Here is a 12,171-nt window from a genome sequence, read left to right as displayed (position 1 = left end):
CAGTAACTCACTAATATTATGGAGAAATAAGGAAGTTAAACATGGCACTACAGTGACGAGAACAATAGGGCTTTTCATCCATTCTAATCGGGCATCTTGTACAATGTAGGCACATTCTGAAACAAAGTCAATATAACATGGCAAATTACTATGTTTTACAAGCAATACGGTAAAAATTACAGGTAATTGCAATCTGAAACAAAGGGAAGAACCGTTCCCGATTAGTGATCTTCAGATATGGATAGAAAGAACGGACCAGAAATACACTTCTGTATCTCCTTTTCAGAACTACGCGCGACACGTCAGCCCTCCAGCAGAATGACCGCTGAAAGAACAAGATCAAAAAAGGTGGTAAAGTATACACAAAAAAATGGCCGCCCGCTACTACTGAGAGGCAATCCAACTTTTCAAAATAAAAACAGCCTAGTAGGCCAGGGAAACAGCCGCGGATTTATCCGCGTTCACGCTGGGGCTGCGCAGGGCTGTTCCCGCAAGCGGCACAACCCGCACGGAATTGACCACATCCGCCCGCACATCAAAACCTGGGGTATAGGCAAACTGTCCGCTTTCACCCATGCTTTCGCCGCGCCAGAGGGTAACGGCAAAGAACAGTGCGCAGCCAAAGAGCGCCGCGCTCAATGCCATATAGGGAACTGACCTTACGTGATTGTGACCGTTCATGACGACTCCCTGCGGCAGCTTTTGCCGCCGCCAAGTTTTCGTCAGAACGTTGCAAAAAATACGCCGAAAGATTTACTGACGCAGGCGGGTGCACTCCTCCACAATGCGCGTCAGTTCCGCATCGTCCGGCAGTTCCTTGAGGCCGGCCCGCGCATGCCCGATGGCGCGCACATATTCGCCCGCATCCATCATGGCCCGGGCCATCATGCCAAAGATGGCCTTTTCGTCCTTGTAGTGTTTGAGGGCCTCGGCAAAACATGCATCAGCCTCTGAAGGCTTACCCTCTGCCAGAAACTTTTTGCCGTCGCTGAAGCCGTGGTCAAGGTTCAGCTTGCGCTGCAAGGCCGCCTGATATTCCTCTTCTTTTTCCTGCCCTTTCAGGGAGCGGTAAAGCTGCGAGAGAAGCTGGAGCAGATCTTTTTCCGCACCGGGAGTATAGACAAAGGCTGGCGCTCCGGCGGCTTTCAGCTCCGGATCAACAGCCAGATCCGCCACTGCGGCTCGAAAATCGCCGCGCAGATCAAGCGGAGCGCTCTGGCCGCCCAGCTCCTTGAGAGCCGAAATGGTTAGAAAGAGCGCCCGTTCCGTATCGCGGCGCGCGCAACAGGCCTTGGCGCGGCCCAGGTCTTCTCTGACTTTACGTGCGTTCATCACAGCCCCTTGTCAATTTTTGTTGCCTGCGCGTGTTTTTCAAGCACCTGCCGCATGGCGTCCGCCGTAGGCGCATCCAGCTTGTAGGACATGACATAATCCCGAAAACGGGCGTTCAGCCCTGCGGCCACCTGCGCAAGATCGCGCTGAAATTCCTTGTATTCCTTACGCTCGGTCAGCCGTACCCGGCCCTGCCCGTCCACATCGTCTACAGCATAGCGCTGTAGCGGCGCAAGAGAGCGCAGGCCGGAAAGGTAGAGAATTTTATTCATGAACAGCTTGCCCATGCACAGGTTATCCCTGACCACCAGCTCGCGGTGCAGTCTGCGCTTGTCTATACCGCGTGCGGCATAGGTTTCGCGCGCATCATCGTCTTCCCTGATATTTTCAAAATACTCGGGGCCAAGGTAATAGTACTGCGGCAGGCCCGCCGCCTGCATGCGCAGGCCGTAATCGCCATCCTCGCCGCCATAGAGGCCGTATTCCTCATTCCAGAAACCCAGTATTTCAGAAACAGTCTGCGGCACAAGCACGGCCTGACCGGGCAGGTTGCCCACGCACAACCCAAGCTCGCCGTGCGGGGTTTGCAGGCTGCCGGGAGTTTTTCGCAGCATTTCGCGGTTAAACGCGCCGCCAAGATTGGAGAGCGGCTGCCCGTGGCTCCACAGGGCCAGCAGGTCGCGTAGCCAGTGCTTGCGCACAATGGCGGTATCGTTATCCAGCTTCATGTACAGCGGCGCGGGCACAAGCTGCCAGCCCACATTGGCTGCGCAGGCCACGCCCATATTGCGCGGCAGCAAAAAAAGATGGTCGATCAAGCCCTCTGCCCGCAAGGCCAGCAGTTTTTTTACAAGCTCCGGCTCGCTGCCATTGTCCACAACCGTAATATGGAACGGCACCTCGCGCGAGGTGGCTGCCAGGGCGCGGATGGCGCGCTCCGTGGCCGCAGGCCTGTTAAAAACCGGGATGGTCACGTTGCAGAGCGGCCCCTGCGGGCTCGCCCCGGTGCTGGGCTCGTGCATGTATGCTCCGCTGGCGCTGCTGCGCCCCGCAATCAGATGTGACAGACAGCAATGAATGCGTGATGGTAGATAACAGGCCCCTGTGCGTCAAGACGAGTAATTGACGCTACTGCCGTGCATTGGTAGGCTTGCCGCCGCAAACCCGCCGCCTATTCTGTGGCAGGCATAAAGGAGAACCATGGCGCGCGTACTTTACGGCATTCACGGCACAGGCCACGGGCACGCCATGCGCGGCCTGACCATAGCCCGCCGCCTTTCACGGCACGAATTTCTTTTTGTGGCGGACGACGACGCCCCAAAAATTCTTGAGCCGGAATTTCCCGTGCGCCGACTGCCCAACCTGGGCACGGTGTTCAAGGACTACAAGGTGGACATGGCCGCCACCATCAGCCGGGCCCTGCCCCTGCTGTGGCACAGGCAGCGTTATATTGATCAGGTGTCGCGCCTCATTGATGAATTCCGGCCCGATGTCTGCATGACCGATCTGGAATATTTTGTGCCGCGCGCCGCCGAAAAGGCCGGGCTGCCCTGCCTGACCCTCGACCATCAACATATCATCACCTGCTGCCAGCACAACCTGCCGCCCAACATGTGGTGGGATACCTTTGTGCAGGGCCTCACCCCGCGTTATCTCTTCCGCCCCACGGCGGAAAACCTCATCATATCATTCTACTCGCCGCCTGTGCTGCCACAGTACAAGGCGCGCGTGGCCCCGCCCATTCTGCGCGACAGCGTGCTTGCGCTCAACCCGCGCGATGACGGCCATGTGCTCGTGTACCAGAGCAATTCCACCCACCGCAAACTGGTGGACTTTTTGCGCGCCGCCACGCGCAAGACCTGCTACGTCTTCGGATACGACCGTACCGAAGGGCAGGAGGACAACGTTATCTTCATGCGCAAGAGCGAAGAGGGCTTTCTGCGGCTGCTGGAGGGCTGCTCCTACGTTATCCAGGGCGGCGGACATACCCTCATGGGCGAGGCCCTGCACCTGGGCAAACCCATACTCACCCTGCCCCTCAAGGCCATGGTGGAACAACTCTTCAACGCGCTCTACATCGAGCGCCTGAACTACGGCATGCAGGCCGACATGCACACGCTGGAACCGGAACTGCTCCAGCGCTTTGAGGCAAACCTGCCTGCCTACAAGGCGGCCATAGCCGCAGGATGCTTTTGCGGCAATGAAACGGTTTTCGGCCTTGTGGATCACTTTATCCGCAACGGTTCCCTGCCTGTGCACGGCAACCCCGCAGTGCAGGAATAAAAACGGCAAGCCGCTTTTTTCAGCGCAACTCCAGGCCAGACCTCCGGTACAGCGGCGGTCTGGCTTTTTTCTGCCCCTCCTCCCCCTGCTCCATCTTTTTTCCATCCACCTGTACTTGCAGCATAAAATTTCTGACGCACTGTTGTAACTGCGCTGTCATGTCTGAAGCAATGGCGTAATTGGCCGTTGCGCTTGTCATTTATTTTGAAAAAGTCTAGATTTCAGCAATATTTCCCTACAAATCCATAAACGAGGCTTTTACATGGACGGCATCCGCTATATTCACGCCGCCGATCTGCATCTGGACACGCCATTTCAGGGGCTTTCCCGCACGGCGGCGCAGGGGGGGCATCTGGCACGTCTGCTGCAAGAGGCCACCTTCAAGGCCATGGACCGCCTCTTCCGGCTTTGTGAATCAGACAAGCCGGATTTTCTCATACTGGCTGGCGACGTGTATAATGAGGAAAACCACAGCGTCAAAGCACAGCTCAAGCTGTGCGACGGCTGCCGCCGCCTGCGTGATGCCGGAGTGCGCGTTTTTCTGGCGCACGGCAATCACGATCCCCTTTCCTCACGACTGGCGGCTGTGCAGTGGCCTGACAACGTCACTGTTTTCGGGCCGGATGCCGAAAGCCACACGGTTGAAAAAGACGGCAAGGTCGTGGCTGTGGTGCACGGCATCAGCCACGCCAGGATCAAGGAAGGCCGCAACCTGGCCCGCCTGTTCCGGCGCGACCAGAACCATGACTGCTTTCAGCTTGGCGTTCTGCACTGCACGGTCGAAGGGCAGAGCAAGGCCGACCGCTACGCCCCCTGCTCGCTGGACGATCTCAAAAATACAGGGCTTGACGCATGGGCGCTGGGCCATGTGCACGAGCGGGCCACACTTTGCGCCGCCCCTTTTATCGCCTACAGCGGCAACGCTCAGGGCCTGCACGTCAACGAGCCGGGGCCGCGCGGCTGCCTGCGGGTGACGGCAAGCCCCCAACCGGGCGGCGGCTTTGCCTGCAACGAGGATTTTGTGCGCCTGGGCCCCGTGCAGTGGGCCAGGGTGCAGGTTGAGCTTGATGATGTGACCCACCTCAACGAGGTGGAAAACAGAATGACCTGCGCGCTGGAAGAGGCCGCAGAAGCTACTGACCCCGGCTGCGAGGCCCTGATGGCCCGTGTGGTTTTGCGCGGGCGCACCCCGCTTGACGCCGCCCTGCGCGATGCCCCCAATCAGGAAGACCTTGCCGAACGGCTGGCGCACCTGCAAACAGGCACCCCCAGCGTGTGGATCAAGGACATGGTGGCGGAAACAAGCCCCGCCATAGACCGTGCCCAGTATCTGCAACGTGAAGACCTGCTTGGCGAAACCCTGCGGCTGGCCGAGCGCATGGCGCAAAGCAGCGACGCCCTGCACGATGTGGCAACCCCGGCGCTGAAGCAGGTCTATGACCACGGGCAGCTCCGCCATATTCTCACCCAACCCGATGATGCGCGTATGCGAGCCCTTCTGGAAGAGGCCGAACGCCTGTGCACGGATCTTCTGGAGGCACGCTGATGTATATCCAGTCCTTCCACATGGACGGCTTCGGTATTTTTTCTGATGTGAGCGTTGAAAATCTCTCGCCGGGGCTTTCCATTTTTCTGGGTGAAAACGAAGCGGGCAAATCCACCTGCCTGGAATTTCTGCGTACCATGCTCATCGGCTATCCCGACCCGCGCAACAAGGAATACAAGCGTATTCCCGGCCCCCTGCGCGGCGGGCAGCCCGGCGGCAGCATGGAACTGCGCTCGGACGACCGCGGCATTCTGCGCCTTACCCGGCGGCCCGGCAGCAACGGTGGCGTGCTCACCCTCACCGACCCGGAGGGCAAACCGCTGGAACCGGACATGCTGCGCCAGATGCTCTCCGGCGTGAGCCGCGATGTGTACCGCAACGTGTTCGGCTTCAGCCTCACTGAGCTTGAAGACCTCAACAGCCTCACTGACGAAGGCGTACGCAACGCCCTGTACGGCGCAAGCTTCGGGCCGGGGCTGCGTTCGCCCGGCGAGGCGCTCAAGCTGCTGGACAAGCAGGCCGATGAAATTTTCAAGAGCGGCGGCAGCAAGCCCGCCCTCAACGCCGCCCTGCGCCAGCTTGCCGAGCTGCGGCAACGCAAGGTTGAACTGGAGCAGGAATGCGCCGGGTACGACAGCATGGCAATGGACCTCGCCGCAAAGCGCGATGATCTGGCAAACCTGCGCCACCGCAAACTCCAGCTCGAAGAAGAACGCCGCATCCTTGAACGCCGCCTTGGCGTGTGGTTACAGTGGAACGAATGGCGCATGGCGGGCGCTCGCCTTGAGCGTCTTGACCCCATAAGCGCCACCTTTCCCGAAAACGGCAGGGAACGCCTTGCCCGCGCGCAGGAGGCCCGCGAGGGCTGCGAGCGGCAATGGGCCGCGCAGATGGAAAAACTCACCCGGCTGCGCCAGCGGCGTGACGAACTTGAGATCAATTATCCCCTGCTGGAGGCTCTGCCCGCCCTGCGCCGCATGGCCGAACGCAAAAGTGGCTTCCGGCAGGCATTGAGCGCCCTGCCAGCGCAGGAAGAAGCCCTGCTGCGCGCGCAGGAAGACCTCACCCGCGAACTCTCGCGCCTCGGGCCGGACTGGTCGTGCGACCGCATCCGGGCCACTGACCGCTCCCTCTTTGCCCGCGAGGACATTGAACGCCAGGGGCGGGAAATGCGCGCCGCAGCCTCGGCCCATCAGGCCGCCGTGGACAGCCTCACCCAGAGCAACCGCGAAGTAGAAAACGCAGAACGCGAGGTGGCCTCCAACACTGCCGCCCTTGATCTGCTGCCCGCCCCCCCCGCCGCGCTGGATGACGATGCCCGCGACAACCTGCGTCAGGCCCTTGCCCGGCAGGAAGAAGCCCGCCGCCAGCGCCCCCTGCGCCAACGTGCGGTGAACGAAGCAAAAACAACATTTTCCAGAGCTTTCAATCCGCTGCGGCTGGTGGTCAACGGCGCAAGTGACGGCGCTCAGGCAGAAACCCTGCTTGATTCTCTCCTTTCGCGGCAGGAAGAAGCCCTCGCCCTCGCCGCTGATGTGCAGGAAAAAATGCGTCAGGCGGACGATGCCGCGCAGGACGTGCGCCAGGCGGAGGAACAGGTTGCCGCAGTCAAGGGCCGCGTGGAAGCCCTGCGCGAAGAACAGCGCCACATAAACGGCCCCACCCGCGAAGATCTTGACGGGCAAACCCTTGCCCTGCGCAAGCTGCGCGCCCTTTCCGCCACCTTGGGCACGGAGCGCGAGCGGCTGGAAGAACTCAGCGCCCGCATCGGCAACGAGCCGCCCGTCACAAGGGTAAAAAACCTGCCGCTGCTGATTCTGGGCCTTGCTTTCTTTCTTGGCGGCGCGGGCATGCTGCTGGCCTACTGGCGCATGGGCATTACGAGCATTGAACTTTCGCCGGGCATTGAACTGCCTGTGAGCCTGTGGTCCGGCTATCTTCTGCTTCTCTGCGGCGTTGGCTTTATGGCTGGCGGCGTACCGCACACCGGGGCGGAGGCAAAACGCCGCCAGATGGAACATCTGCAACTTCAGGGTAGACGCGATTCGTGCGCGGCCCATGTGGCGGAACTGGACGAACAGGCCAGCCAGCTTTGCGCCGCCGCTGGCGTGCAGAGCATGGATCTGGTGACGCTTGAAGCAAGGGAAGTGCTGCTTGAGCACGAACGCGAGCAATGTTTTGAAGAAGAACGCGCCCGCAAGGACATGGACGAACTGAAACACGCCATGGACCTTGCCCGCACGGAAGTGAGCAAGCGGCAGGCCGTGCGCTCCGAGGTTGAAGGTATTGTGCAGCAAACCCGCCGCCGCTGGCACGAATTCATGCTGGCTCTGCATGTGGCCAATGTGCCCTCGCCCGAGGGTGCGGCTGCCTTTTTTGCCCGGGCCGAATCAGCCCGGCTCGCCTTTGGCGGCGTTGCCGCCGCCGATGCGGAACTGCAAACCCTGGATGACGACCTGCGTCAGACAGAGGCCCGCATGCGTCTGGTGCCTGCCGTGGCTGAACGCCTGCCCGCCAACGCGGATTCAGATTCACTGGCGGAGGCTGTGCGGCAGGTGCTGGAATCCTGCCGCGAAGCCGATGCCGCCCGCGAACTGCGCATCAAGGCCGAAGCCGCGCTGCAAAATTCGCAGAGCGAACTCAACCGCGCCCGCACCCGTCAGGCGGAAGCCAGCGCAGAACTGCGTCAGGCGCAGGAGCGGCTCAACGAAGCGCGCTCGCAATGGACAGCCTGCCTGCATGATCTTGGCCTCGGCACCGACCTTGACCCGGAAACAGTGCGGGAAGCCCTGAAATACATGGAAAACTGCCTCGCTGCCGAGGCTTCTGTGCAGCGCGCCCAGTCGCAGCTCAACCAGGGGCGCACAGAACTGGCTGCCCTGCGCGACCCGCTGCAAGCCCTGCTGGCGGAACTTGGCCTGCCGCCGCAGCAGGACGCGGACAACCGCCCAGACTGGCTGCTTAGCCTTGATGCCGCGCTGGAAGCGGCGGAAGCCATGTCGCAGGCGCAGAGCCGCCGCCGCAACCTTGATAATGAAGTGACGGAAATGGAGGACGAGGCCCGAGCTGCGGAAGCCGCCCTTGAAAGCGCCCGGAACGCGGAACGCTCCCTGCTTGCCATGGCGGGCGCGCACGATGCGGAAGAATTTTTGCGTCAGGCCGCGCTTCACGAAGAGCTGCGCGCACTCACCCTGCGCCGTCAGGATCTGGAAGATGCCCTGCGGCTGGCTGCGGACAAAACACCCATGAAGGACTTTCTCGATTCCTTCGAGCATGAGGATCAGGAAAGTCAGGAGCGCCGCAGCGCGACCATCAGCGAAGAACTGACAGGCATTCAGGAGCAGGAAGAAAATCTGGTCAAGCGCGTGGCGGAACTGCGCAGCAAGGTGGACGCCCTTTCGCGCACCGACGAGCTTTCGCAGCTATTGCAACAGGAGGCGGCCCTTGTGGAAGACATGGAGCGCATGGCCTTTGCCTGGAGCCGCGTGGCGCTTGCCCGCAGCATCCTTGAAACAGCCAAGCGCACCTTTGAGCTGGAGCGCCAGCCAGAGGTCATCCGCCTTGCCTCAAGCATCTTCACCCGCATCACAGGCCAGCGCTGGCGCGGCATCAACGCCTCGCTGGAAGACGCCAGCCTCGCCATCCTGCCCGCGCAGGGCGAACCCATAGCGCCGGAAAATCTGAGCCGTGGCGCGCGCGAGCAAGCCTATCTGGCCCTGCGGCTTGCCTACATAAAAAATCATGCCCTGCATGCCGCGCCCCTGCCGGTTATCATGGACGAAGTGCTGGTCAACTTTGACCCGCAAAGGGCTGAGCGCACGGCGCGCGCCTTTGTGGAGCTGACCGGCGGCAGCCAGGGCAAGGCCCATCAGCTGCTCTACTTTACCTGCCAGCCGCACATGGCGGGACTGCTGCGCAAGGCAGAACCCCAGGCCGCTCTGTTCCATGTGCAAGACGGCAGCATCAAGGCCGCATAAGCGCTAACAAATCCTCCTTCTGCACAGCGGGCGGGTGTTCCTTGGGAACATCCGCCCCTATTTATTGGCAAAACCATCAGTACTCTCCACACCATCCTTGTTTGCAGCCCTAAAATCGATTAGCAATCTTTCTTTTCCAATTGAGCATGTTAGCATAGAATACAATTTTTTGTACAATTTTTAATAATAAAATCAGTGTGATATAATTTGAATTTGAAAAGTAATTTCATTTTTATTGACACAAAGCTCTGCCTGTGACAGTGTACCGCCATGCACATTCAGCAAAGCGGAGATAAAAATATGGATCAGCAGCCGGTGTTTACCGACCATACGGGTTTAAGCCACCGTTTCAGCCACGACAACCTCCACATTTCTGTTTCTTCCCGCTTCGATCCTCCCCAGGCCTCTGCACTTATTGAGCTTCTTCAGTGCAACCAGGCAAACTGCAAACGCATTTTCATTGACGTACGGCACGTAGCCAACCCACATCCTTCCGCTGTTGACGCCCTCAAAACCTCGCTCCTGCTGGGCGGTCTCAGCACAGAACGTATCGTATTCAAGGGCAAGAGCGGCTTTGACATGGCCGTTACCGGCAATCGCGTTCTCATCGAGCAAAAGAAAAAGCACGTCTGCAAGGGCAACTGCGCCAACTGCAAGTGCGGCCACCACAAGAATCACCACGCGGAAAACTGATCGCCACCTCGCTTGCGGCAGAGGGAGGCGTATTAGGCCAAGGACATCGCCCGGAGGCTGCGCGCCAAGCGCCAGCCCGTCAGGGATGTCTTCTGAAAAAATAACGCGCGCGTTGCAAAAGCCTGTGGCGTCTGCGGCCGTTGCGCAAACCCTTTACGAGGAGAAAGGAATGAGTTCACGAGAAAGGAATGGTCTGAACCGCTTTAAAAAGGTGTGCATGGTCACACTGCTTGCAGCAGGCATGCTGATGGGCGTGGCCGGGGGGGCCAAGGCCATTGACTTCAAGGCCAAGGGCGAATGGCTGGTTGGTTTTGGCGTGGGCGAAGGCGTCCTTACCAAGAACACCAGAGATACTGACGGAGCCAAGTCCAAAACCAATACCGAAGACCAGTTTGGCGCTTCCCAGCGCATCCGCCTCCAGTTGGACGCCGTGGCCTCCGAGGCTCTGTCCGGCACGGTGTATTTTGAAATTGGCGACCAGCATTGGGGCAAATCGGGCGATGGCGCAGCTCTCGGCGCTGACGGGAACAACCAGGTCAAGGTTAAAAACGCCTACATCGACTGGCTGATCCCGCAGACTGACGCCCGCGTGCGCATGGGCCTCCAGGCCGCCGCCCTGCCCAACGTGGCTGGCGGCTCCGCCATTATGGACTGCGATGTTGCAGCCCTGACCGCCAACTACAAGTTCAACGAAAATGTGGGCCTCACCTTTATGTGGGCGCGCCCTGTCAACGACAACTTTAACGGCGCGTTTGTCGACGGCAATGGCAATTCCAGCACGGAAAAGACCAACTACCTCGACAACCTTGATCTGTTCATGCTCTCCATGCCCCTGAGTTTTGACGGTGTTGAAGTCACCCCCTGGGCCATGTACGGCATGCGCGGTAAAAACTCCCTGCGCGGCCTGGATGACGAAACCTACGGTTCGCCCTGGGAAACCAGCGACGGCAAACTTGGCCTCACCATTCCCGGCACCAACCCCGGCTTCAACTACGCCAACGGTCTGAATCCCCTCAATTCCTCCAGCACTAACAAGCAATACGGCTCCGTGTTCTGGGCGGGTCTGCCGGTAGCCATCACCATGTTCGACCCTCTGAACATCGAATTCGACATCAACTATGGCTATTCTGAAGCCATGGGCCGCTACGATGTGCTCAAGCGCGGCGTGGACAGCGTGCGCGCCAGCACCGAGCGTCAGGGCTGGCTGGCAAAAGCCCTTGTTGAATACAAGCTGGACTGGGGCGTTCCCGGCATCTTCGGCTGGTACGCCAGCGGTGACGACGGCAACGTGAAAAACGGCTCCGAGCGCATGCCCTCCATTGCTGGCGCGGGCAACTTCACCTCCTTTGTCGGCGACGGCAACCTTTCGTGGAGCCCGGTTGCCAATGGTTGCGACTGGAGCATGAGCTATGCCGGCACCTGGGGCATCGGCGCACAGCTGAAAGACATGAGCTTTATTGAAAACGTCTCCCACACATTCCGTCTGGCATACTGGGGCGGCACCAACGCTACCTCCATGGTCAAGTACATGAAGGATGCCTCCTCCTGGCAGGCTGGCTACGGCGGCGACGGCCCCTACCTGACCACCAACGACGGGCTGCTGGAATTCAACCTCGTCAACACATGGCAGGCCTACGAAAACCTGAGTGTGAATCTGGAACTCGGCTACGTTGCCAACATGATCGACAAGGACACATGGAAAAAGGCCAGTTACAACAACGGCGCTGGCAACGGCAGCTTTGACAAGCAGGACGCCTGGAAAGCCCAGGTTGTCTTCCAGTACAGCTTCTAAACCTCTCAGCCATTTGCAAGCGCCGTTCCCTTCCCGGCGCGCAGGCTTCGCCGCTTCCCTTCGAAGGGAAGCGGCGTTTCCATTGCGGCAGCACGATACAGTGCAATGCAAAGCCGCACATGGGCGCCTCCTATGCGGCGTTCAGCTACTTATGGGCTTCATCCCATGCGGCCAGCCCACCCTCCACATACTGCACGTCAAAACCTTTCTGCCCCAAAGCGGCCTGAACAGACTTGCTTACAGAGCCGCCCCGCACGCAATAGATGGCTACGGGCTTGTCCTTGGGCAACTGCGCCGCCCACTCGTCCACCTGCTCCGGGTCATGCCATGCAGCGCCGGGGATAGTGCGCGGGTCAGCCTCATAATCAGCCAGCCTGCGCACATCGCAAACAGTCGCGGTATTGGCGGCCAGCATATCCTGAAGTTCCTGCGGCGTAATGGTGGCGTTCATACCTTCCCCCACGTGTCTGACGTTAAGGATAAAAATCCTGTGCGGGCAAGACTGCATCGCCATGACTGCTCCCCATGCCAGTAATGAAACGAGCAAC

General features: G+C 59.7%; 9 protein-coding genes. 5 read left to right on the top strand and 4 right to left on the bottom strand.

What is annotated here, in order from left to right; translation table 11 throughout:
* Positions 1-423 precede the first annotated feature (423 nt).
* The 3 genes from ACUZ9Q_RS03045 to ACUZ9Q_RS03035 all read right to left on the bottom strand — a co-directional run bounded on the left by ACUZ9Q_RS03045 (position 424) and on the right by ACUZ9Q_RS03035 (position 2,354).
* The gene (locus tag ACUZ9Q_RS03045) at positions 424-681 is read right to left on the bottom strand and encodes a hypothetical protein (RefSeq protein ID WP_192112495.1); all 258 of its coding nucleotides are present in this window, start codon (positions 679-681) and stop codon (positions 424-426) included.
* A gap of 72 nt (positions 682-753) precedes the next feature.
* The gene (locus tag ACUZ9Q_RS03040; protein ID WP_192112494.1) at positions 754-1,332 is read right to left on the bottom strand and encodes a tetratricopeptide repeat protein; all 579 of its coding nucleotides are present in this window, start codon (positions 1,330-1,332) and stop codon (positions 754-756) included.
* Positions 1,332-2,354, bottom strand: coding sequence for a glycosyltransferase family 2 protein (locus ACUZ9Q_RS03035; protein ID WP_449247303.1), 1,023 nt, complete (start codon positions 2,352-2,354; stop codon positions 1,332-1,334). Before ACUZ9Q_RS03035 ends, ACUZ9Q_RS03040 begins: the two co-directional genes overlap by 1 nt.
* Before the next feature lie 178 nt (positions 2,355-2,532).
* Between ACUZ9Q_RS03035 and ACUZ9Q_RS03030 the strand changes: the two genes are divergently transcribed.
* From ACUZ9Q_RS03030 to ACUZ9Q_RS03010, 5 genes are all read left to right on the top strand, one after another.
* A complete protein-coding gene (locus tag ACUZ9Q_RS03030; RefSeq protein WP_449247302.1) occupies positions 2,533-3,615 on the top strand; it encodes a glycosyltransferase family protein in 1,083 nt (360 codons plus the stop codon).
* A gap of 262 nt (positions 3,616-3,877) precedes the next feature.
* Positions 3,878-5,161 carry a metallophosphoesterase family protein gene (locus tag ACUZ9Q_RS03025; protein WP_192112491.1) on the top strand — a complete coding sequence of 428 codons (1,284 nt, stop codon included), beginning with the start codon at positions 3,878-3,880 and terminating at the stop codon, positions 5,159-5,161.
* Positions 5,161-9,138 carry an AAA family ATPase gene (locus tag ACUZ9Q_RS03020; RefSeq protein WP_449247301.1) on the top strand — a complete coding sequence of 1,326 codons (3,978 nt, stop codon included), beginning with the start codon at positions 5,161-5,163 and terminating at the stop codon, positions 9,136-9,138. The genes ACUZ9Q_RS03025 and ACUZ9Q_RS03020 overlap by 1 nt, the downstream gene beginning before the upstream one ends.
* 300 nt (positions 9,139-9,438) lie before the next feature.
* The gene (locus tag ACUZ9Q_RS03015; RefSeq protein WP_192112489.1) at positions 9,439-9,831 is read left to right on the top strand and encodes a squalene cyclase; all 393 of its coding nucleotides are present in this window, start codon (positions 9,439-9,441) and stop codon (positions 9,829-9,831) included.
* Positions 9,832-10,000: 169 nt separating this feature from the next.
* Positions 10,001-11,623, top strand: coding sequence for an outer membrane homotrimeric porin (locus ACUZ9Q_RS03010; protein WP_192112488.1), 1,623 nt, complete (start codon positions 10,001-10,003; stop codon positions 11,621-11,623).
* A gap of 145 nt (positions 11,624-11,768) precedes the next feature.
* On the opposite strand, the gene ACUZ9Q_RS03005 is transcribed toward ACUZ9Q_RS03010, so the two are convergent.
* Positions 11,769-12,137 carry a thiosulfate sulfurtransferase GlpE gene (locus ACUZ9Q_RS03005; RefSeq protein ID WP_449247300.1) on the bottom strand — a complete coding sequence of 123 codons (369 nt, stop codon included), beginning with the start codon at positions 12,135-12,137 and terminating at the stop codon, positions 11,769-11,771.
* Positions 12,138-12,171 lie beyond the last annotated feature (34 nt).

The organism is Desulfovibrio desulfopostgatei (assembly GCF_053570645.1).
The sequence above is the reverse complement of the archived record's forward strand: the minus strand, read 5'-3'. Positions and strand labels throughout refer to the sequence as shown.